21 protein-coding genes are annotated in these 22,435 nt (G+C 64.6%); 13 read left to right on the top strand and 8 right to left on the bottom strand.

What is annotated here, in order from left to right:
• Window positions 1-82 precede the first annotated feature (82 nt).
• Entirely contained in the window at window positions 83-1,540 is a 1,458-nt protein-coding gene (locus GR167_RS18270; RefSeq protein WP_160975175.1) for an efflux RND transporter periplasmic adaptor subunit, read from the top strand.
• 3 nt (window positions 1,541-1,543) lie between these two features.
• A complete protein-coding gene (locus GR167_RS18265) occupies window positions 1,544-4,939 on the top strand; it encodes an efflux RND transporter permease subunit (protein WP_160975174.1) in 3,396 nt (1,131 codons plus the stop codon).
• Between the two features lie 31 nt (window positions 4,940-4,970).
• Here the strand turns inward: GR167_RS18265 and GR167_RS18260 are convergent, their stop codons facing one another.
• The gene (locus GR167_RS18260) at window positions 4,971-5,780 is read right to left on the bottom strand and encodes a protein-disulfide reductase DsbD domain-containing protein (protein WP_160975173.1); all 810 of its coding nucleotides are present in this window, start codon (window positions 5,778-5,780) and stop codon (window positions 4,971-4,973) included.
• A gap of 174 nt (window positions 5,781-5,954) precedes the next feature.
• On the opposite strand from GR167_RS18260, the gene GR167_RS18255 reads away from it, so the two are divergent.
• Complete coding sequence (locus GR167_RS18255; protein ID WP_160975172.1) at window positions 5,955-6,509, top strand: YqgE/AlgH family protein; 555 nt, start codon at window positions 5,955-5,957, stop codon at window positions 6,507-6,509.
• Window positions 6,510-6,727: 218 nt separating this feature from the next.
• Here GR167_RS18255 and GR167_RS18250 read toward each other — a convergent pair whose 3' ends face one another.
• Complete coding sequence (locus GR167_RS18250; protein ID WP_160975171.1) at window positions 6,728-7,675, bottom strand: L-threonylcarbamoyladenylate synthase; 948 nt, start codon at window positions 7,673-7,675, stop codon at window positions 6,728-6,730.
• A gap of 120 nt (window positions 7,676-7,795) precedes the next feature.
• On the opposite strand from GR167_RS18250, the gene GR167_RS18245 reads away from it, so the two are divergent.
• The 5 genes from GR167_RS18245 to GR167_RS18225 all read left to right on the top strand — a co-directional run bounded on the left by GR167_RS18245 (window position 7,796) and on the right by GR167_RS18225 (window position 11,885).
• A complete protein-coding gene (locus GR167_RS18245; RefSeq protein ID WP_160975170.1) occupies window positions 7,796-9,490 on the top strand; it encodes an acyl-CoA dehydrogenase in 1,695 nt (564 codons plus the stop codon).
• A complete protein-coding gene (locus tag GR167_RS18240; protein WP_160975169.1) occupies window positions 9,487-10,542 on the top strand; it encodes an MBL fold metallo-hydrolase in 1,056 nt (351 codons plus the stop codon). The genes GR167_RS18245 and GR167_RS18240 overlap by 4 nt, the downstream gene beginning before the upstream one ends.
• Window positions 10,535-10,987 carry a DUF6173 family protein gene (locus GR167_RS18235; RefSeq protein WP_160975168.1) on the top strand — a complete coding sequence of 151 codons (453 nt, stop codon included), beginning with the start codon at window positions 10,535-10,537 and terminating at the stop codon, window positions 10,985-10,987. Before GR167_RS18240 ends, GR167_RS18235 begins: the two co-directional genes overlap by 8 nt.
• Window positions 10,988-11,079: 92 nt before the next feature.
• On the top strand, window positions 11,080-11,214 hold the full coding sequence (locus tag GR167_RS18230) for an aa3-type cytochrome c oxidase subunit IV (RefSeq protein WP_160975167.1): 135 nt from the start codon (window positions 11,080-11,082) through the stop codon (window positions 11,212-11,214).
• A 41-nt stretch (window positions 11,215-11,255) separates the two neighbouring features.
• Window positions 11,256-11,885: a hypothetical protein gene (locus tag GR167_RS18225; RefSeq protein WP_160975166.1), complete on the top strand. Its 630-nt coding sequence runs from the start codon at window positions 11,256-11,258 to the stop codon at window positions 11,883-11,885.
• Window positions 11,886-11,888: 3 nt separating this feature from the next.
• Here the strand turns inward: GR167_RS18225 and GR167_RS18220 are convergent, their stop codons facing one another.
• From GR167_RS18220 to GR167_RS18200, 5 genes are all read right to left on the bottom strand, one after another.
• Window positions 11,889-12,221, bottom strand: coding sequence for an AzlD domain-containing protein (locus GR167_RS18220; RefSeq protein ID WP_160975165.1), 333 nt, complete (start codon window positions 12,219-12,221; stop codon window positions 11,889-11,891).
• Window positions 12,221-12,937, bottom strand: a complete 717-nt coding sequence (locus GR167_RS18215; protein ID WP_160975164.1) for an AzlC family ABC transporter permease — start codon at window positions 12,935-12,937, stop codon at window positions 12,221-12,223. The genes GR167_RS18220 and GR167_RS18215 overlap by 1 nt, the downstream gene beginning before the upstream one ends.
• Before the next feature lie 87 nt (window positions 12,938-13,024).
• Window positions 13,025-14,047 (bottom strand): hypothetical protein, encoded by a 1,023-nt coding sequence (locus GR167_RS18210; protein WP_160975163.1) that lies wholly within the window; start codon window positions 14,045-14,047, stop codon window positions 13,025-13,027.
• A 33-nt stretch (window positions 14,048-14,080) separates the two neighbouring features.
• Window positions 14,081-14,551, bottom strand: a complete 471-nt coding sequence (gene greA / locus GR167_RS18205) for a transcription elongation factor GreA (RefSeq protein ID WP_160975162.1) — start codon at window positions 14,549-14,551, stop codon at window positions 14,081-14,083.
• 156 nt (window positions 14,552-14,707) lie between these two features.
• Window positions 14,708-15,091, bottom strand: coding sequence for a VOC family protein (locus GR167_RS18200; RefSeq protein ID WP_160975161.1), 384 nt, complete (start codon window positions 15,089-15,091; stop codon window positions 14,708-14,710).
• 96 nt (window positions 15,092-15,187) lie between these two features.
• Between GR167_RS18200 and soxR the strand changes: the two genes are divergently transcribed.
• From soxR to GR167_RS18175, 5 genes are all read left to right on the top strand, one after another.
• On the top strand, window positions 15,188-15,655 hold the full coding sequence (gene soxR / locus GR167_RS18195; protein ID WP_160975160.1) for a redox-sensitive transcriptional activator SoxR: 468 nt from the start codon (window positions 15,188-15,190) through the stop codon (window positions 15,653-15,655).
• A gap of 102 nt (window positions 15,656-15,757) precedes the next feature.
• Window positions 15,758-17,404, top strand: a complete 1,647-nt coding sequence (locus tag GR167_RS18190; RefSeq protein ID WP_160975159.1) for an electron transfer flavoprotein-ubiquinone oxidoreductase — start codon at window positions 15,758-15,760, stop codon at window positions 17,402-17,404.
• A 190-nt stretch (window positions 17,405-17,594) separates the two neighbouring features.
• On the top strand, window positions 17,595-18,800 hold the full coding sequence (locus GR167_RS18185; protein ID WP_235916029.1) for a calcium-binding protein: 1,206 nt from the start codon (window positions 17,595-17,597) through the stop codon (window positions 18,798-18,800).
• Between the two features lie 115 nt (window positions 18,801-18,915).
• Window positions 18,916-20,631, top strand: a complete 1,716-nt coding sequence (locus GR167_RS18180; RefSeq protein WP_160975280.1) for a tetratricopeptide repeat protein — start codon at window positions 18,916-18,918, stop codon at window positions 20,629-20,631.
• Window positions 20,618-21,436, top strand: a complete 819-nt coding sequence (locus tag GR167_RS18175) for a 4-(cytidine 5'-diphospho)-2-C-methyl-D-erythritol kinase (RefSeq protein WP_160975158.1) — start codon at window positions 20,618-20,620, stop codon at window positions 21,434-21,436. Before GR167_RS18180 ends, GR167_RS18175 begins: the two co-directional genes overlap by 14 nt.
• Here GR167_RS18175 and GR167_RS18170 read toward each other — a convergent pair.
• A complete protein-coding gene (locus GR167_RS18170) occupies window positions 21,429-22,430 on the bottom strand; it encodes a polyprenyl synthetase family protein (RefSeq protein WP_160975157.1) in 1,002 nt (333 codons plus the stop codon). The genes GR167_RS18175 and GR167_RS18170 overlap by 8 nt on opposite strands.
• Window positions 22,431-22,435: the final 5 nt, after the last annotated feature.

The raw sequence follows: 22,435 nt of genomic DNA, 5'->3' as shown, positions 1-22,435 counted from the left end.
ATGCGTGACTATTGGCTTCGGCGCGGGACCGATTAGGTTGTGCCGGGACGGGCCACGTGCGGCCTTTTGCAAGGAACTGAATATGCGTTTTCTGCGTCAAAGCATGACGGGACTTTTCCTGATGGCGGTCACCTTGGGCATGGTCCTTTATGCCGGGTCGATGGTGCGCGATGCGATCAACGACCGGCTGTCGCGCGAGGCGCGCAAGCCGCAGGGACGCGAACGGATATTCTCGGTCGCGGTGGTCGAGGCGGTGCCGCAGACGGTGAAGCCGGTGCTGCAGGCCTTCGGTCAGGTCGAAAGCCGCCGGTCGCTGGAAATCCGCGCGGCTGTATCGGGCACAGTGATCGAACTGGCCGGGAATTTCGAAGAAGGGGGCACGGTCGAGGCGGGGCAGGTTCTGGTCCGGATCGATCCGGCCGATGCCAAGGACGCGCTGGCCCGGGCCGAGGCCAACCTGCTGGACGCCGAAGCGGAGATCCGCGACGCCGAACGCGGGCTGGTCCTGGCGCAGGACGAATTGGCAGCGGCGACCGAACAGGCCGATCTCTATCAGCGCGCCTTCGAGCGACAGAAGGATCTGGCGACCCGCGGCGTGGTGACCGAAACCGCGGTGGAAAGTGCCGAACTGGCCGCCGCTTCGGCGCGGCAATCGCTGGTTACCCGCCGCCAGTCGCTGGCCACGGCCGAGGCGCGGGTGGACAAGGCAAAAACCGCTTTGGCGCGGGCGCAGATCGCCCGCGACGAGGCGCAGCGGCAACTGGACGATACCGAGCTGCGGGCGGAATTTTCCGGCACGCTGAGCGATGTGTCGGTGGTGGCTGGCGGCCTGGTCGGCACCAATGAAAAACTGGCCGATCTGGTCGATGGCGACGCGCTGGAGGTCGCCTTCCGCGTGTCCACCACGCAATATGCGCGGCTGATCGATGCGGATGGCGCGCTGCGCCCGTCGCCGGTCGCCGTGACGCTGGATGTGAGCGGCATCGACCTGAGCACGCCGGGCAAGATCAGCCGGTCGAGCGCGGCGGTGGGCGAGGGTCAGACCGGGCGATTGATCTTCGCCACGCTGGACAGCCCGCGCGGTATGAAGCCGGGCGATTTCGTCACCGTCGAGGTCGAGGAACCCGCGCTGGAACAGGTGGTGCGGTTGCCGTCCAAGGCGCTGGCTTCGGACGGGACGGTGCTGGTGCTGGGCGACGACGACCGGCTGGAAACGCTGGCGGTCACGCTGCTGCGGCGGCAGGGCGACGATATCCTGGTGCGGTCGCGCGATCTGGCCGGGCGCCAGGTGGTGCGCGAACGCACGCCGCTGCTGGGCGCCGGGATCAAGGTGCGCCCGCTGCAGCCCGAGGCCGCGCGCCAGATTGCGGAACCCGAAACCGTCGCGCTGAGCGAGGAACGCCGCAGCAAGCTGATGGATTTCGTCAAGGCCAACCCATCCATGCCCGAGGATGTGAAGACAAGGCTGCTGACCGCGCTGCAATCGCCCAAGGTGCCCGCGCAGATGGTGCAGCGGCTGGAATCGCGGATGGGGGGCTGATCCATGGTGCGCGCGATCCCCGACGCGGCGGGCGGTATCCTTTCCTATTTCACCCGTCACCGCACGGTGGCGAACCTTCTGCTGATCGTGCTGCTGGTCATGGGGTTGGCGTCGGTGCCGCGGATGCGGGCGCAGTTCTTCCCCGACGTGGTGACCGATGAGGTCAGCGTCTCGGTCGTCTGGGAAGGCGCCGGGGCCGAGGATGTCGATGCCGCCATCGTGCAGGTGCTGGAACCGGCGCTTTTGACCGTCGAAGGGGTCGAAAGCAGCGAAAGCGCCAGCCGCGAAGGCCGCGCCAGCATTTCGCTGGAATTCGAACCGGGCTGGGACATGAGCCGCGCCGCCGACGACGTGCAGGCGGCGGTGGACGGGGTCACGACCCTGCCCGAGGAGGCCGAGGAACCCAAAGTGACGCGCGGCGCCTGGCGCGACCGGGTGACCGACGTGGTGATCACCGGCCCGGTGGCGCCGCGCCAGCTGGGCCTGTTCGCCGATGAATTCGTCACCCGCTTGTTCGCGGCGGGAGTGACACGGACCACGATCCGTGGCGTTGCAGCGCCCGAGACGTTGATCGAGGTGCCCTCGGTCAACCTGATTTCGCATGACATCACCATTCAGCAGATCGCCGCCGCCATCGCCGAGGAAGTCGCGGCCGATCCGGCGGGCGACGTGACCGGCGCCAATGCCCGCGTCCGCACCGGGGTCGAAAAGCGCAGCCCGGACCAGATCGAGGCGATCGTGCTGCGCTCGAACGACGATGGGTCGACCCTGACCGTGGGCGACGTGGCGCGGGTCGAACAGCTGGGCACGGACCGCAGCCGGGCCTATTTCGTCGGCGACAATCCCGGCGTGTCGATCCGGGTCGACCGCTCCGCCGCCGGCGATGCGATCAAGATCCAGCACCAGGTCGAACAGATCGCCGCAACCCTGCAGGAAACCCTGCCCGAAGGGGTCGAGATCGACCTGATCCGCACCCGCGCCGAGGCGATCACAGGCCGCCTGAACATCCTGATCGACAACGGGCTGATGGGGCTGGGGCTGGTGGTGGCGCTATTGTTCCTGTTCCTCAACGCCCGCACTGCCCTGTGGGTGGCCGCCGGGATTCCGGTGTCGATGCTGGCGGCGATCGCCCTGATGTATGTGGGCGGGCTGACCATCAACATGATCAGCCTGTTCGCGCTGATCATCACGCTGGGCATCGTGGTGGACGACGCCATTGTGGTGGGCGAACATGCCGATGCCCGATTGCGCAAATACGGCGAAGGCCCGGTTTTTGCGGCGGAAAACGCCGCCCGCAAGATGGCGATGCCGGTGTTTTCCGCGACCCTGACCACGATCATCGCCTTTTTCGGCCTGACCGCCATCGGCGGGCGCTTCGGCGATATGATCGGCGACATCCCCTTCACGGTGATCGCGGTGCTGTCCGCGTCGCTGGTCGAATGCTTCCTGATCCTGCCCAATCACATGTCCCACGCGCTGGCGCATCAGCACAAGGACCACTGGTACGACTGGCCCTCGCGCATGGTCAATCGCGGCTTCCGCTGGCTGCGCGATCATCTGTTCCGGCACCTGATGCGGCTGGTGGTCTGGGCCCGTTACCCGGTTCTGGCGGGCACTGTCCTGATCCTAGCCAGCCAGATCGCGCTGTTCGCGCGCGGCGACGTCACCTGGCGGTTCTTCAATTCGCCCGAGCGCAGTTCGGTCACCGGAAATTTCGCCATGCTGCCAAGCGCCACGCGCGAGGATTCGCTGGCGATGATGCGCGAGATGCAGCGCGCGGTCGAAGACCTGGGCAAGCAATACGAAGAAAAGCACGGGGTGAACCCGATCGATTACGTGGTGGCCGAAATCGGCGGCAACTCCGGCCGGCCGCTGCCCGGGGCGGATACCAAGGATGCCGACCTGCTGGGCGGCATCGCGATCGAACTGATCGACGCCGACCTGCGGCCCTATTCCAGCTTCGCCTTCGTCGCCGATCTGCAGGATGCGGTGCGGCCGCACCCGCTGGCCGAAACCGTCAGCTTCCGCGGCTGGCGCTCGGGGCCGGGCGGCGATGCGCTGGACGTGCAGTTCTACGGCGCCAGCGCCGAGGTTCTGAAACGGGCCAGCGAAAATCTGCAATCGGCGCTGGCGCGCTACCCGGAAGTGTCGGCGGTCGAGGACAACCTGGCCTATGACAAGGAGGAGCTGATCCTCGACCTGACGCCGCAGGGCCAGGCGCTCGGCTTCACCATCGACGGGCTGGGCCGGGTGCTGCGGCACCGGCTGAACGGGCTGGAGGCCGCGACCTATCCCGACGGGCCGCGCAGCGCCGCGATACGGGTGGAGCTGCCCGAGGCGGAACTGACCGCCGATTTCCTTGAACGGATGCAGCTGCGCACTGGTACCGGCGATTACGTGCCGCTGGCCGATATCGTGACCGTGACCTCGCGCAGCGGCTTTTCCACCGTGCGGCGCGAAAACGGCATCCGGCTGATTTCCGTCACCGGCGACATTTCCGAAGACGATCCCGCCCGCGCCGCCGAAATCGCGCAGGCGCTGGAAACCGAAATCCTGCCCGAAATCGCCAGTACCCTGCAGGTGGAATATCGCCTGGCCGGTCTGTCGGAACAGGAGGACACCTTCCTGTCCGAAGCCCGCACCGGGCTGGTGCTGTGCCTGACCGGCATCTACCTGGTGCTGGCCTGGGTCTTCGCCAGCTGGACGCGGCCGCTGGTGGTGATGGCGATCATTCCCTTCGGGCTCGTCGGCACGATCTGGGGCCACTACATCTGGGGCGTGCCGATGTCGATGTTCACCGTGGTGGGGCTGCTGGGGATGACCGGGATCATCATCAACGATTCCATCGTGCTGGTCACGACGATCGACGAATATGCCGAAGATCGCGGGCTGATCCCGTCGATCATCGACGGCACCGCCGACCGCCTGCGCCCGGTCATGCTGACCACGCTGACCACGGTTCTGGGGCTGGCGCCGCTGCTTTACGAAGGATCGCAACAGGCGCAATTCCTGCGCCCGACGGTGATCACGCTGGTTTATGGGCTGGGCTTCGGCATGGTTCTGGTGCTGCTGGTGGTGCCCGCGCTGGTCGCGGCGCAGCATGACGTGAAACGGCAGGTCACCTCGCTGCGCCACGCTTTGCGCACGCGCGGGCTGCACCTGCCGGTGATCGGCACCGGGGCCGTGCTGCTGGGCTGGCTGGGGCTGGTGCTGGGCTGGCCGGTGGTCACCGGCGCGCCGCATCCGGTGCTGGCCGAGGCGCTGCCGATGCTAGCAGGGGCCGCGCCGGTCGCCGCGGGGCTGGGGCTGTTCCTGGCCGGGGCGGCGGTGCTGACGCTGGCGGTCTATGCGGTGTCGGCGCTGGTGATCGGCCACAGGCTGCGCCGCGCGCGCGGCTGAACGGCTGAGCTGACGGATCAGGGGAAAAGGATCAGGGTGCGGGGCAGCCCTGGATATCGACCGCCCTCTGGCTGCCCAGAACGGTGATCCGGATGCCCGACCGGTCCAGCGCGAAGGCGCCGCCTTCGACATGGATCATTTCGGTCCGGACCTGCAGCATGTTGCCGTCGCGCCGGGTTTCGGCCTCGGCGACCCAGACCTGCGGATCGCGGGTTTCTACCACCGCGTATTCGTCGCCCCCCGTCGAGGGCAGCAGGAATTCCGCGTCGAGCGCCAAGCCGTCCTCGGTCACCGACACGGTGCACTGGATGCGGCCCAGCCCGGCCTCGGCCCCGGACAGTGGCCGGTCGGCCAGCGCGGCGCTGAGCAGCGGATCGGCCTCGCCCGGCCCGGCGGGCAGCGCGGCGTCGAAGGGCAATTCGGCAGGCACGCAGATATCCTTGCAGATGCCGATCTGCAGCTCGCCGCTCAGGGTGATCGGCGCGCCCGGGCGCTGCGGCGTCAGGATCACCGGCAACACCACCCCGTCGCGATAGCCGACCGAATTCATGCCGTTGTTGGAAAACACCTGCGGCGTGGGCCATTCCGGCGCCATGGCATGGACGTTGCTGGACCCGCTGAGGTCGATCATCGGCGGGATGCCGGCATCGCCCGGCGCGCGCCAATAGGTTTTCCAGCCCGGCGGCAGGGTGATATGCAGCCCGACCACCCGGGTGCCGTCGGCCTGTTCCCATCCGGGCAGCACTTCGACCTGCGCCATCTCAGAGGGCGAGGCGGCCAGGGCGGAAGGCAGCGACAGGGCAAGGGTGGCGGCGAGGCTGTGGAACAGGTTTCTGATCATATCTTTCAAATGGGATAAAAAGCGGGTTTTGCCAACTCACTTTCCGGCGAGCATCGCTCGAGCACAGGGCCTTGTACCGGGCAATGTCGGTGCAAATTCGGTTTTTATCCTTCCGGTGCTGGACCCGGAGGCGGCCAAATCCTATCTTTTGGAAAGAACAGTGCGGATTGTGACATGGATTTGACGGGACAGTTATTGATTGCAATGCCGGGAATGGGCGATCCGCGCTTCGATCATTCCGTGGTTCTGATCTGCGCCCATTCCGACGAGGGCGCGATGGGGCTGATCGTGAACAAGCCCACCGAGGAAATCGTGCTCAGGGACATGCTGGAACAGCTGTCGATCGACACCTGTCCCGCGACGCCGCAGATCGGGGTGCATTTCGGCGGCCCGGTGGAAACCGGCCGCGGCTTCGTGCTGCACAGCCTCGATTACGTGTCGTCGCTCAACACGTTGCGGGTCGATGCCGAATTCGGGCTGACCGCCACGCTCGACGTGCTGGAGGAACTGGCCCAGGGCAAGGGGCCGCAGAAGGTTCTGCTGGCGCTTGGCTATGCCGGCTGGGGCCCCGGTCAGCTGGAAAGCGAGATCGCGCAGAACGGCTGGCTGACCTGTCCAGCGGATGGCGATCTGATCTTCGGCGCCGACGACGCGGCGAAATGGGAAGCGGCGCTGCAAAGCATCGGTGTCGATTCGCTGCTGCTGTCCGCCGATGCGGGGCGCGCCTGACGAGGGCGTGACCTGATTGTGCGCGCTTGCAGCGCGCGCCTGATATCTCACGAATTTGCCTGCGCCAAATTCGCTCGGGGTTTGCCTCCGGCGGGAGTATTTAGGCCAAGAAGAAACAACTTCTTCTTTTTAAAAAAATCCCGGGGGGTGAGGAACGCCCGGAAATTGATCCGGGGGATCAATTTCAGTGACGAGCGGGCTGGCCCCCAATCTGCGGATCAGCGCGGTGCGGCGGCGCGGCGCAGGCGATCGTTGATGGCGCGGCCCAGCCCGGTGTCAGGGATCGGGGCGACGGCGATGCCTGCGGGGGTCATCGCGTCCAGCGCGTGCAGGTGGTGGAACAGGTTGGCGGCCGCTTCGGTCAGGTCGCCGCGTTCCGACAGGTTCAGCGTGCAGGCCATCGGGCCGAAGCCCAGCAGCGCCTCGCCCGGTTCCGCGTGATCGGCGTTCAGCCGCACCTTGGCGCCCGGGGCGTAATGCGATGTCATCTGGCCCGGCGCGATGAGCGGGTCGCCGTCGGTATGCAGGGCCAGCTTCTGGCCCAGCACCTGTTCGATCTCTTCCGCCGCGACGCCGCCGGGGCGCAGCAGGGTGGGGGTGCCGGTTAGCCCGACGATGGTCGATTCCACCCCCACCGGGCAGGCGCCGCCGTCGAGCACCGCCTCGATACGGCCCGACAGACCGTCCAGCACGTGGCGCGGTTCGGTCGGGCTGATCCGGCCCGAGAGGTTAGCCGAGGGCGCCGCCACCGGGCCGCCGAATTCCTGCAGGAGGGCATGGGCCAGCGGATGCGCGGGCACCCGTACCGCGAGGCTGGGCAGCTCGGCGGTGACCAGCGGCGACAGCCCGCTGTCGGGGCGCAGCGGCAGCACCAGGGTCAGCGGGCCGGGCCAGAAGGCATCGGCCAGCTTCTGCGCCGTGTCGGACCATTCCACGTAATCCCCCGCGGCCGCCGCATCGGCGAGGTGTACGATCAGCGGATTGAAGCGCGGACGGCCCTTGGCCTCGAAGATTCGCGCCACGGCCAGGTCGTTGCGCGCGTCGGCAGCCAGCCCATAAACCGTCTCGGTGGGCATCGCGACCAGCCCTCCTGCGGAAAGGATTTCTGCTGCGCGGGACAATCCGGCGGTATCACCGCCAAGCGTTTCGGTTCGGGCTGTGATCATGGCCAATGACGCGGCGTTCCAATTGTGATGGGCGTGCGGTTCACTAATTTGCACGGTCAGGATCAATTGCATACTCGCGACAAGAAAAGAAGCCAAGTCGCTTGGCAGGAGGAGAAGAACATGACCTACCGTGCGCAAGTTGAAGATATCCGGTTCGTCTTTGACCACGTTGCCGCCTTCGGCCAGTTGCGGGACACCGAAAGATATGCCGAGACCAGCGAGGACCTGACCGATGCGGTTCTCGAAGGCATGGGCAAGCTGTGCGAAGAGGTGATCTATCCGACGCAGCGCAACGGCGACCTGACCCCGGCGGTGCTGGAAAACGGCGTCGTGCGCAGCTCGCCCGGGTTCAAAGACGCCTTCGCGGCGATCGCCGAGGGCGGCTGGGTCGCGGTGTCGGGGCCGGAGGCCTATGGCGGCATGGGGCTGCCAATCTCGCTGACCACGGCGTTCAACGAATTGATGACCTCGTCCAACATGGCGTTGGGCCTGTGCCCGCTGCTGACCCAGGGCCAGTGCGAGGCGCTGGAACACCACGCCAGCGAGGAAATCAAATCGCTGTACCTGCCCAAGCTGATCAGCGGCGAATGGACCGGCACGATGAACCTGACCGAACCCGGCGCGGGATCGGATGTGGGCGCGCTGACGACCCGGGCCGAGCCCAATGGCGACGGCACCTATGCGATCACCGGGCAGAAAATCTTCATCACCTGGGGCGATCACGATTTCGGCGGCAATGTCTGCCACCTGGTACTGGCGCGTCTGCCCGACGGTGTGAAGGGAACCAAGGGGATCAGCCTGTTCATGGTGCCCAAATTCATCCCCGATGCCGACGGTAACCTGGGCCCGGCCAACGATCTGAAAGTGGTCAGCCTGGAACACAAGATGGGCATACATGGCAGCCCGACCGCGGTGATGCAGTTCGACGGCGCCAAGGGCTGGCTGGTGGGCGAGCCGCACAAGGGCATGGCGGCGATGTTCACCATGATGAACAACGCGCGTCTGGGTGTCGCCGCCCAGGGCGTCGGCGCGGCCGAAGGGGCCTATCAGAAGGCGCTGGACTACGCCAAGGAACGCCAGCAATTCGGCCCGATCGTCAACCACGCCGACGTGCGCCGGATGCTGCTGTCGATGAAGGCCGACACCTTCGCGTCGCGCGCCATCGTGATGTCCTGCGCGGTGGCGCTGGACATGGCGGCGGCGACCGGGGCGGAAAACTGGAAGGCGCGCGCGGCGCTGCTGACGCCGATCGCCAAGGCTTTCGCCACCGATACCGGCATCGATGTCGCCGAACAGGGCGTGCAGGTGCATGGCGGCATGGGCTTCATCGAGGAAACCGGCGCTGCGCAGTTCAGCCGCGACGTGCGGATCACCGCGATCTACGAGGGCACCAACGGCATTCAGGCGATGGACCTGGTCGGGCGCAAAATGATGGATGGCGGCGAGGCCGCGAATGTGCTGATCGACGAAATCGAGGCCGATGTCGAAGCCGCCCGTGCAGCGATGCCGGAACTGGCCGAACCGGTCTGGCAGGCCTGCGAAAGCCTGCGCGAGGCGGTGGAATGGCTGGTCAGCCAGACCGACATGAACACCCGCTTTGCCGGCTCGGTGCCCTTCACTCGCGCCTTTGCCCGGGTTCTGGGCGGCTATTACCACCTGAAGGCCGCGATGGCCGAGGGCGGCGAAGGCGCGCGGTCGAAACTGGCGCGGTTCTATATCCGCCGCCTGCTGCCGGAACACGAATCGCTGCTGACCTATGCGATGGCCGGGGCTGACGATCTGTTCGCCTTCAGCCTGGACGAGCTGGAGGCATGAGCCTCGAGACCGCAGGCATACGCTACCCCTGGGCCGAACCGCCCGAAAACGGCACCGCGATAGAAGTCGCCGAAGGCATCCTGTGGATCAGGATGCCTTTGCCGATGGCGCTGGATCACGTGAACATCTATGCGCTGGACGAGGGCGACAGCTGGACCTTGATCGACAGCGGCGTGCATTCGAAGAAATCGGTGGCGCTGTGGGAAAACCTGCTGGCCGGGCCCTTGGGCGGCAAACCGGTGGGGCGGGTGATCCTGACCCATCACCATCCCGATCATGTCGGCATGGCGGGGTGGTTCAAGGCCCGCTTCGGGGCGGAAATCGCCACCACCCGCACCGCCTTCCTGATGACCCGCATGCTGATCCTGGATGAGCAGGCCGCACCGACGGCGGAAGCGATCGATTTCTGGATCGGCGCCGGCATTGCGCCGGAGGTTCTGGACAAGCGCCGGACAGAACGGCCGTTCAATTTCACCGATATCTGCCATCCGTTGCCGGTGGGATTTGCCCGTATCCAGCAGGGCGACGTGATCCGCGCCGGGGGGCGCGACTGGGATATCCATATCGGCCACGGCCACGCGCCCGAACACCTGACGATGTGGAGCCGCGACGACAACCTTGTGCTGTCCGGCGATCAGATCCTGCCCTCGATCAGCCCCAATATCGGCGTACACCCGACCGAACCCGAGGCCGATCCCTTGGGCGAATGGATGGAAAGCTGCGAGAGGTTGCAGGAACTGGCGCGCGAGGATCACCTGGTGCTGGGCGGGCACAAGCTGCCCTTCACCGGTCTGCCGACGCGGATGCGCCAGTTGATCGACAATCACCACGGCGCGCTGCGGCGGCTGCGCAAGCACCTGCAGGAACCGCGCACCGCCGCCGAATGTTTCCCGCCGCTGTTCAAGCGCAAGATCGACGGCGGCACCTACGGATTGGCGCTGGTCGAGGCGGTGGCGCATCTCAACCACATGCACCAGACCGGCGAGGTGATCCGCGAGCGGCGCGACGACGGGGCCTGGCTGTGGCGGATGAAGGAACGGGACGATGGATGACAAGATCGCGACCTCGGCCGAAGCCTATGAAATGGACGCCCTGCCGCGCCGGCACGAGGTCCATGCCGATCCCGAAACCCCGGCCAATACCGAGGTTCCGGTCGCCGTCACCGGCACCCCGCTGCGCGACAAGAGCCCGGCGCAATGGGCCTATGAGCGGCTGATCCTCTATATCCAGAATTTCGAACAGACGCTGGACGCCGAACACGAGGTCGCGATGGGATTCGCCGGCGGCGATGCCGGGGTGATCCGGATCGAGGGCCTGGGCTATTTCGATCCCGATATCGTCACCTTCTACGGCAGCGACGGGGCAGGGGCGAAAACCCAGCTGATCCAGCATGTCAGCCAGCTGAGCGTGATTCTGCGCGCATTGCCGAAGGAACCCGAACAGGTCGAAGCGAAACGGATCGGTTTCCGGCTGGCCGCCGATCTGGAAAAAAGCTGAACGGCCGGACCCGGCGGGCGTTTTGCCGTGGTGACAGGTTGTGAAAAATCGGCTAATCAAGTCGCGAACAGCGACTTTGAAGGAATATGAAAATGGCTGAACACAAGCATGGCGAAATGGACACCTCGGTTCAGGACGCAACCTTTGCAGGTTTCGTGAACTTCACCAAGTGGGCCGTGCTGGTCATCATCGCGATCCTGGTCTTCATGGCGCTGGTCAACAGCTGATATCGGGCCATTGCGGCCGGGCATTCTGAACGGATTTTGTCATGCGTGCGATTTTGTGGGCGGTTTGCGCCCTGTCCCTTACCGCCGGTTGCGCGGTCAAGAAGGACCCGCCGATTTCCGATGACGTGATTGCCCGGTCCGTTTACCACCATGACGGCCCGCCCGCGCTGACTCTCTATACGATGGTCAGCAACAGCAACGGGTCGGGTGCGCATACCTCGATGATGATCAATGGCAGCCAGCGGGTGATCTTCGATCCCGCCGGATCGTTCCGCAAGCATGGTATCGTGACCCGCAACGACGTGGTTTTCAACGTCACCCCGCGGCTGGAAGACATCTATACCCGCTTCCACGCCCGCAAGACCTACCACGTCGTGGTGCAGCGCATGGAAGTGTCGCCCGAAACCGCCGAGAAAGCGCTGAACCTGGCGCTGAATTACGGCGAGGTCCCCGACGCGATGTGCGCCAATAGCACCTCGGATATCCTGTCGCAGCTGCCCGAGCTGAACATCAAGCGGACCTGGTATCCCAACAAGCTGTCCGAACAGTTCGGGGTCGTCCCGCGGGTCAGCACCAAGCGGCTGTACGAATATGACAGCGAAGACCGGTTCAAGGCGCTGGAAGCCTACGATCCCGAACGGGTGCGCCAGCTGACCGGGGACGCGTCCTAAACCCTATCCCAGCAGATAGAGGAAGCCATAAAGGCTTGCCGCGCCGCTGATGATGGCGGCCAGCACGTTCTTCGTGAAATAGCCCACCGACAGCGTGACCAGCGCGGCGATGACGCGCGGCGCGTCGAATTGGCCGCCGGTACCCGCGGGCCAGATCACCAGCGGCGTGACCAGCGCGGGCAGGATCGCCACGGCGGTATAGCGCAGGTGGCGCAGCAGCCAGGGCGGCAGGGCGCGGTCGCCGATCAGCCCGGTAAAGACGAAGCGCAGCCCGAAGCTGCCCAGCCCCAGCAGGATGATGACGGTCCACAGCGTCGTCCGGTCGATCGCTTCCATCACGCGGCCTCCTTGCGGCGTTCCATCCACAGCTCGACCTGCGCGCCGGTGATCATCGCGCCCAAGCCCGCCACCAGCACGCCCAGGTTATAGGGCATGAAGCTGAACAGCAGCGACAGGATCACCGCGGCCAGCGCCGCCGCCTGATGCGCCCGGGTGCGCAGCCCCGGGGCGATGATGGCGATGAAGGTGATCGGGATGGCGAAATCCAGCGCCAGTTCGGGCGGGATCGCGGCGCCGATCATGGCGCCGATCAGGGTGGACACATACCACATCGGGCAGATCGGGGTGACCGTGCCCATGAAGTAACCGACCTTCTGCCGCAGGTTCCAGCCGGGATTTTCTTCATAGGCCACGATGGAACAGGCATAGCTTTGATCGACGGTGAAATAGGCGATCATCGCCCGCTGCCATAGCGGCGCCGCGCCGATATGCGGGGTGAGCGATGCCGAATACATCGCCATGCGCAGGTTCACCGCCAGCGCCGAGGCCAGCACGATCAGGGTGGGCGCCTGTTCCGACATCAGCTGCAGCGCGGTGAACTGCGCCGCGCCGGCGATCACCACGACCGAAAAGGTCAGCGTTTCGAAGATGTTGAGCCCGGCCTCGGTACCGACCACCCCGAACAGCAACCCGAAGGGCGTGATCACGAAGAGGAAAGGCAATCCGTCGCGGAAACCTTGCCAATAGGTGGAACGGGAAGAACTGGGCTGCATGGCGGGAACTGTCATTGACTGAAAACGACATCAGCCGTAGCGGCGATTGGGCGGGGATGCAATCGGTTGGGCCCGGGTTTTTGTGGCCTAGTCGAAAATACCGGCAACCCGGCCCAGCAGCATGAAGGCGCGGGCGGTGCGGGTTTCGGACAATTCGCTGATATCGGTATCCGAAGCGGTCTGTTCGAATTCCTGGAACATCTTGTCGAAGCGGCGCAGGAAATGATGCGCCGCGTCGCGGAAGATCGGATCCTGCTTCATCCGCCCGGCGGTCAGCGCCAGCGAGGACCGGTCGTGGATGCCGCCGATCTTGGCGATCGACCGGCCCCGTTCCCCGGCGGCGAAGCGGCGCCAGATGTCCGGCCGGGTCATGTCGGGGCGCAGGTCGTCCATATAGATGCCGTCCTGGCTGAGCAGGGTCAGCACGTCCTGGCTGGCCTGGATCAGCTGCGCCGCCTGGCGGTCCTTCAGCGCCTTGCGCAGGGCGATGAAGCCCTTTTCGTCCTCGGCTGTTTCGGGAAAATTCATCGCCCGGATGAAATCGGCGCGGGCCAGCGGCGGGCCGATTTCCTCGGCCGGGGTGCCCAGCGGCAGGGGCGCCTGGTTGCGGGCGTCTTCGGGCTCCGATTTCTGAACCACCGGGCGGATCGCGCCGCTGCCATGGTCGCGCTTGCTGGTGAAGGTGGCCAGCGCGGTTTCGGTCTTGCGCTGCGCGTCGGCGATTTCATCCAGCTTGCGGGTGACCGAGGGTTCGCTAGACAGGTCGCGGCCCTGCGCCTGCGCCAGGTAGGCCTGGCGGATCGCGTCGATCGCGGCCTGCAGCCTTGCGCTTTCTTCGCGCATGATCCGGCTGGACCGGGCGGCGGTGGCGGCGACCCAGATCATCGCCACCGGCAGGAACAGCACCAGCACCGTCATCAGGAACCGCAGGCTGTCGGTGCCCTCGGCCCCTTCCGGGGTTTCCAGCGTCATGAAGAACCAGCCCGCCAGCAGCAGCCAGACAAGGCTGAGCACGATCGCGACGATTTCAATCGTCGTGACCCTGTCCCGGCTGGGCTTGTCGTAAAGGCCCAGCGGGGTGGCCGGGCGTCTTTTCTGACTTTCAGTCATGGTGAACGCTCATGACGGACTGGAAAAACTGGTTCAGATATATTCGATCTTCAAAACTTCGTAGGAACGTACGCCGCCCGGGGTGCGGACTTCGACGCTGTCGCCTTCTTCCTTGCCGATCAGGGCGCGGGCGATGGGCGATTTGATGTTCAGCAGGCCCTTTTCGATATTGGCCTCGTATTCGCCGACGATCTGCCAGCCCTTTTCCTCGTCGGTGTCTTCGTCGACCAGGGTCACGGTCGCACCGAACTTGATGGAACCGCTCAGCGAGGCCGGGTTGATCACGTCGGCCAGCGAAATCACGCCTTCGAGTTCCTTGATCCGGCCTTCGATGAAGCTCTGCTTTTCGCGGGCGGAGTGGTATTCGGCGTTTTCCGACAGGTCGCCCAGTTCGCGCGCTTCGGCGATGGCCTGAATGATCGCCGGGCGTTCCACCGATTTCAGGTGCTTCAGTTCGGTTTCCAGCGCGGCGAAACCCGCCTTGGTCATCGGTATCTTTTCCATGGCCCTCTTTCCATGACAGAACGGCGGGCGCGGAACGCCCGCCGTTGATGTTTTTAATTCGTGTCGAATTACCTGAACCAATGCATGGGCATAATGCAAGGGGGTGGCGCAGGTTGCAGAGCGAAATATCGCCGGAATTTCAGATGGGGTAGCCTGTCACGCATAGCTGACCACCTCGAATTCGATGCCGTCGTCATCGGTGAAATAGAACCGCCGCCCCGGTTCGTAATCGGCATGGTTGATCGGGGTGAAGCCGGCGGCCTTCACCCGTGCCTCGGTCGCGTCGAGGTCATCGACCACCACGGCGAGGTGATTCATCCCGCCGATGGTGCGATAGCTCGACGAGGCCGCCTTCTGCGGCGAAAGCGGCGGGGAATAGACCGCGACATAGCTGTCATCCGACCCGACATGGATGGAAAAGCCCTCATTGATGGCGGCGCCCTGCCAGCGGATGCGCCAGTCGAAGACATCGCACAGCCATCTTGCCGTGGCTTCGGGATTGGGGACGGTGAAATTGGCATGTTCCAGTTGAGCGCTCATTGGGAATTCCTTTCCGGTTGATTTTCGATCCGGATGCAGGCTAATTTCTAAACCTAGCTTTAGGTCAAGGAGTTAGAATTGTCTGAAAACAGGAGCTTGAGGCAGAAACCCGGGTTGGCGATCGGGGCATTGGCCGAGCGCACGGGATTGGCGGTGTCGGCGATCCGCTATTACGAATCGCAGGGTTTGGTCAGCGCTTGGCGCAATGCCGGCGGCCAGCGCCGCTTTGAGCGCGCCGATATCAGGCGGCTGTCCTTCGTGATGATCGCGCAGAAGTTCGATTTCACCATCGCCGAGATTCGCGAGCTGCTGAACAGCCTGCCGGATGGCCGCGCGCCCACCCCGGCCGATTGGCGGCGGATTTCGGAACAGTTCCGCGCGGCGCTGGATCAGCGCATCGCGGTGCTGGAAACGCTGCGCGACGATCTGGACGGCTGCATCGGCTGCGGTTGCCTGTCGCTGCCCAAATGCGCGCTTTACAACAAAGGCGACCGTGCCGCGCAAAAGGGTACCGGGCCGCGCTATTTGATGGGCGACAGCTCAGAAATCGACGATCAAGGCTGAATCGATACGTTTTAACGCTTCGTCCTAATTGACGTACAATGCTGCAGCGCGGTAACCACGTGCGAAATTTAATTACGCGCCGGATCCAGAGGAGGGCCACCCATGTCGGAAATCGAACGGGAAGCGATGGAATATGACGTTGTGATCGTGGGTGCAGGCCCGGCGGGCCTGTCCGCGGCGATCCGGCTGAAACAACTGGATGCCGATCTGAACGTCGTGGTTCTGGAAAAGGGCTCCGAGGTTGGCGCGCATATCCTGTCGGGTGCGGTGCTGGACCCTTGCGGGCTCGATGCGCTGATCCCCGACTGGAAGGAAAAGGGCGCGCCGCTGAACGTTCCGGTGAAGGAAGACAATTTCTACATGCTGGGCGAAGCGGGCGAGGTGCGGGTGCCGAACTGGCCGATGCCGCCGCTGATGAACAACCACGGCAACTACATCGTATCGATGGGCAATGTCTGCCGCTGGATGGCCGAACAGGCCGAGGAGCTGGGCGTCGAGATTTTCCCCGGCATGGCCTGTTCCGAACTGGTCTATGGCGAGGCGGGCACGATCAAGGGCGTCGTCGCCGGTGAATTCGGCAAGAACCCCGACGGCACCCCGGGGCCGGGCTACGAGCCGGGGATGGAGCTGCACGGCAAATACGTGTTCCTGTCCGAGGGCGTGCGCGGCAGCCTCGCCAAGGAAGTGATCGAACGCTACGGGCTGTCCGACGGTAAGGAACCGCAGAAATTCGGCGTCGGCATGAAGGAAATCTGGGAAATCGACCCGGCCAAGCACCGCGAAGGCACCGTGACCCACACGATGGGCTGGCCCCTGGGCAGTAATGCCGGCGGCGGGTCGTTCATCTATCACCTGGACAACAATCAGGTCTATGTCGGCTTCGTGGTGCACCTGAACTATAAGAACCCCTACCTGTTCCCCTACATGGAATTCCAGCGCTTCAAGCATCACCCGATGGTGGCCGAGCTGCTGAAGGGCGGCAAGCGCGTGGCCTACGGCGCGCGGGCGATTTCCGAAGGCGGCTATCAATCGATGCCGCAGATGGTGGCGCCGGGCGTGGCGCTGCTGGGCTGTTCGGTGGGCATGGTCAACGTGCCGCGGATCAAGGGCAACCACAACGCGATGCTGTCGGGCAAGGCCGCGGCCGAAGCCGCCTATGAGGCGATCAAGGCGGGCCGTTCGGGCGATGAGCTGCACGATTACGAAACCGAGGTCCGCACCGGCGCGATCGGCAAGGACCTCAAGAAGGTGCGCAACGTCAAACCGCTGTGGTCGAAATTCGGCCTCACCGCGTCGCTGGCGCTTGGCGGTTTCGACATGTGGACCAACACGCTGGGCTTCTCGCTGCTGGGTACGCTGAAGCACGGCAAGACCGACGCGGCGGCGACCGAACCGGCCTCGGTGCACAAGCCGATCGATTACCCGAAACCCGACGGCACGCTCAGCTTCGACCGCCTGACCAATGTCAGCTTCTCCTTCACCAACCACGAGGAAAGCCAGCCCTGCCATCTGCAGTTGAAGGACCCGATGGTGCCGATTTCCAACAACCTGCCCATGTATGACGAACCGGCGCAGCGCTATTGCCCGGCCGGGGTCTACGAGGTGGTGGAAAAGGACGGCAAGCAGGAATTCGTCATCAACTTCCAGAACTGTGTCCACTGCAAGACCTGCGATATCAAGGACCCGGCGCAGAACATCAACTGGACCACGCCGCAGGGCGGCGACGGGCCGAATTACCCGAATATGTGATCTCAGAGGGCGGCCTTCGGGCCGCCTTTCTTTTTGCGGGACAGGCCGTCACCGCAAGCCGCAGTGCGGCCCCGGCCAGCCGTCTGAATTGATACAAAAAGACAACAGATTCGCTCAAACCGCGCCAGAATCTTGCGCGGTTTTTTGTCGAAATTTAGAAAGGGTAAAAATCTATTAAAGGTCGAATGCATTGCCTTCCACATACACCATTGAGGGATTTTCCTTCTGGACCTCTTCCATTACCGGGTACCCGGTCATCGATTATCACGCGACGCTGACGGCCGAAGGCCCGACAAACGGGGCGAGCGTGTCTTACACGACGACCGGAACCGGCTATGACACCCTGTTCGATTTCACCAGCAACCTGACTTCGGTCGAAGTCGAGGGGGGATTGGTGTCGATGCCGGTGTCGATACCGATCAACCGTTCCACGGCCGCGGTCTGGCGGATGTCGTGGGATGGGCATGAAACCGATGTGCTTATGCTGGTGCAGCCTTTTGGTACGACGCAGAATTTCTACATTTTTCCTCTGGCCGGGTACGACGTGTCCTATATCGACACGATGAGCGAATTCGCCTCGTTCTTGCAGGGGCTTGAGGACGGAAGCCCGGTTTCCGACGGTCCGATCGCGCCGGATCAGCCCATTTTCCTCGCCGATCTGGACGATGTCGATATCGCGCGCCTGCCGAAACCCCAGGGCGTGACCGAAATCGGGTCCGACGTGATGGATTTCCTCTATGGCGATGCCGGCGACGACAGCGTGAACGGTATGGATGGCAATGACTACATCTATGGCCGGGACGGGGCCGATACCCTGATCGGCGGTGCTGGCGACGATAGCATCACTGGCGGTCAGACGGCGGATGATGAAAGGGACAATGTCTATGCCGGTGACGGCAATGACAATGTCGACGGCGGCTATGGCAATGACGAACTGCGCGGCGACGCGGGCAACGACACGCTGACCGGCGGGTATGGTGCCGATACCGTGCTGGGCGGCGACGGCAACGACGTGCTGACCGGTCAGGCCTGGGGCGATCTGCTGTTCGGCGGCAACGGCGACGATTTCATCAATGGCGGCTATGGTTATGACCGGGTGAACGGCGGCGACGGCGCCGATGAGTTCTATCACCTGGGCGTGGCGGGCCACGGGTCGGATTGGATTCAGGATTACGACGCAGCCGAGGGCGACGTTCTGGTCTTCGGCGGCAGCGCCTCTCTCGATCAGTTCCAGGTCAATTACACCGAAACCGCCAATGCCGGCGTAGCCGGGGTCGAGGAAGCCTTCGTGATCTATCGTCCGACCGGGCAGATCCTCTGGGCGCTGGTCGATGGCGGCGGGCAGGATCAGATCAACCTGGTGCTGGATGAGGTGACTTACGACCTTCTGGCCTGACGTCGGCGGATTTCACGCCTGCACAGGGGTTTTCCGCCCATCTTGATTGCCTTCGCCGCCCGGCGCGTTACTCTGTTACCCAAAGGAACAACAAAACGCAGGGCTCTGGGGTATGATGAAAAGTTGGGTTGCAAGTGCCGTTCTGTCGGTGGCCCTTGGGTTGAGCGGCACCGCGCCGCTGCAGGCGCAGGGGTTGGCCGGGTCCTATCTTGCGGCGCGGCAGGCAGGCATGACCGCCGATTTCAAGACCGCCGCCGACTATTACACCCGCGCGCTGGCGCGTGATCCGTCCAACCCGGTGCTGCTGGAATCCGCCGCGCGGGCGCAGCTGTCGCTGGGCCGGCTGGACCGCGCCGTCCCGGTCGCCCGCAAGATGGAAGCCGACGGGCTGCGCAGCCAAATCGCGCAGATGATCCTGATGGCCGACGATGTGGAAAATGGCCGCTACGCCCCGCTGGCCGAACGGGCGGTGTCGGATAACGGCGTCGGGCCGCTGGTCGACGGTTTGGTCGCGGCCTGGGCGAAGATGGGCGAAGGCCAGGTTTCGGCGGCGCTGGATCTGTTCGATGCGGTGGGCGAAAAGCGCGGCCTGAAGGGCTTTGCGCTTTATCACCGGGCGTTGGCGCTGGCCTCGGTCGGGGATTTCGAATCGGCGGCGGCGATTTTCGCCGAACATTCCGGCAGCGACATACAGATGACCCGCCGCGGCGCCATCGCGCAGGTGGAAATCCTCAGCCAACTGGAACGCGGCGAAGAAGGTGCTGCGATGATCGCGGAACTGTTCGGCCCCGATCTGGACCCAGTGCTTCGCAACATGCACGAGGCGTTGAGCAAGGGCGAAACGCTGCCCTTCACCGTGGTCCGTTCGCCCAAGGACGGCGTGGCCGAGGTGTTCTATTCCGTCGCCGCCGCGCTGAGCAGCGAGGCGGGACAGGATTACACGCTGCTGTATTCCCGTGTGGCGGAATTCCTGCGCCCCGATCATACCGACGCGATCCTGATGAGCGCGGCGCTGCTGGACGATCTGCAACGCTACGACCTGGCGGTGGAAACCTACAGGAAGGTCGATCAGAACAGCCCTGTCTTCCACGCTGCCGAACTGGGCCGGGCCGAGGCGCTGCGCAGCGCCGGGCGGCTGGACGCGGCGGTCGAGGTGCTGGAACAGCTGGCCCGCAGCCACGGCGATCTGGCCATCGTGCATGTCAATCTGGGCGACCTGATGCGCCAGCTGCACCGCTACGAAGAGGCGGTCTCGGCCTATGACGCGGCGCTGGCGGTCTATGACGATGCCGACCCGAGCCAATGGTTCATCTATTACGCCCGCGCGATCAGCTATGAGCGGCTGGACGAGTGGGAAAAGGCGGAAAAGGATTTTCGCACCGCGCTGGAACTGAACCCGGAACAGCCGCAGGTGCTGAACTATCTGGGCTATTCTCTGGTCGAGCAGCAGATCAAGCTGGACGAGGCGCTGGACATGATCGAACGCGCGGTCGCCGCGCGGCCCGACAGCGGTTACATCGTCGATTCGCTGGGCTGGGTGCTGTTCCGGCTGGGCCGCTATGACGAAGCGGTGCCGCATATGGAACATGCCGCCGAACTGATGCCGGTCGATCCGGTGGTGAACGATCACCTGGGCGATGTTCTGTGGGCGGTGGGGCGCAAGCGCGAAGCCGAATTCCAGTGGCGCCGCGCCCTGTCCTTCGTCGATTACGAAGACGCCTCGGGCGAGGTCGATCCCGACCGCATCCGGCAGAAGCTGGATGTTGGGCTCGACGCGGTTCTCGCTGCTGAAGGTGCGGCGCCGCTGAAGGTGGCCAATGGCGACAAGTAAGGCCTTTGCCCCGGCGAAGGTGAACCTGACCCTGCATGTCACCGGACAGCGGGAAGACGGGTATCATCTGCTCGAATCCCTGGTGATGTTCGCCGATGTCGGCGACCGGATTGCGCTGTCGCTGTCTGATACCCCGTCGCTGAGCGTCACCGGCCCGATGGGGCAGGGGGTGCCGACGGGGCCCGAGAATCTTGTTATCAGGGCGGCCGACCTGATGGGCGTCGCTGCCGAGATCACGCTGGAAAAACACCTGCCGGCGGCCGCCGGGATCGGTGGCGGGTCGTCGGATGCGGCGGCTGTTCTGGCTGCGCTGCGCGATCTGACCGGTAAACCTGTGCCCGATCAGGGCCTGTCGCTGGGCGCCGATGTGCCGGTCTGCTTGGCGGGCAAGGCGGCGATGATGCGCGGGATCGGCGAGGATGTGACACCGGTGGAGGACCTGCCGGAGCTGCATTGCGTGCTGGTCAATCCCGGCGTCGCGGTGCCCACGGGGGCGGTGTTTAAGGGGCTGGCGCGCAAGAACAATCCGGCGATGGATCCGCTGCCCGCGCAGCCCGGGTTTGGTGCGCTGATCGGCTGGCTGAAGCTGCAAAGGAACGATCTGGAAAAGCCCGCGATTGCCGCCCAGCCGGTGATCGGTGAGGTGCTGGAAGCGATTGCCGCGACGCAGGGCTGTGCGCTCGCACGCATGTCGGGATCGGGCGCGACCTGTTTCGGGCTTTACGCCAGCGCGGCCGAGGCAAAGGCCGCTGCCGGGGAGTTGCAGCGCGATGGCTGGTGGGTCGCGGCGGCGCGGCTCAGTTGATCCGCGCGACCACGTAATCGGCCAGGTCGATCAGCAACTCGCGCAGCGGGTGATCGGGTAGTTCCGCCATCGCCTGCTTGGCCTTCTCGGCCCAGTCCAGCGCATCGCGGCGGGTGGCGTCCAAGGCGTTATGCTTGTGCAGCAGCGCCAGCGCGTGTTCCAGATCGCCGTCTTCCTGGCGACCCTTCTCGATGGTACGCGACCAGAAGGCGCGTTCTTCCTCATTGGCCTTGGCCACCGCCTTGATCACCGGCAGGGTCAGTTTGCGTTCGCGGAAATCGTCGCCGACATTCTTGCCGGTTGCCTTGCTGTCGCCCTGATAATCCAGAAGGTCGTCGACGATCTGGAACGCGATGCCAAGCGCGTCGCCATAGGCGTGCAGCGCGTTGATTTCGGCTTCATGCGCCCCGGCGATCACGCCGCCCACCTCGGTCGCCGCCGAAAACAGCGCCGCCGTCTTGCCGCGCACCACCTGCAGGTAGATCGATTCATCGGTGCGCAGATCCTGCGCGGCGGTCAGTTGCAGCACCTCGCCTTCGGCGATGGTGGCGGCGGCGTTGGACAGGATGTCCAGCACCCGCAGGCTGCCCGGTTCGACCATCAACTGGAAGGCGCGCGAAAACAGGTAATCGCCGACCAGCACGCTGGATTTGTTGTCCCACAGCAGGTTGGCGGTGGGGCGGCCACGGCGCTGCGCGCTTTCGTCGACCACGTCATCATGCAGCAGGGTGGCGGTATGGATGAATTCCACCGTCCCGGCCAGATGCACGTCATAAGCGCCGGTGTAGCCGCACAGTTCCGCCGCCGCCAGCGTCAGCATCGGGCGCAGCCGCTTGCCGCCGGCATCGACCAGGTGCGCGGTCACTTCCGGGATGCGCGGCGCGTGCTTGGACATCATCCGGTCATGGATCAGCGTATCCACCGCCTTCATCTTCGCGTCGAGATGCGCCGCCAGAAGCTCATGCGGTTTGGTAGATGCTTGATCCAGGTTCATCACAA

The organism is Thalassovita mangrovi (assembly GCF_009857745.1).
GTDB classification, from domain to species: Bacteria; Pseudomonadota; Alphaproteobacteria; order Rhodobacterales; family Rhodobacteraceae; genus Thalassobius; species Thalassobius mangrovi.
The sequence above is the reverse complement of the archived record's forward strand: the minus strand, read 5'-3'. Positions and strand labels throughout refer to the sequence as shown.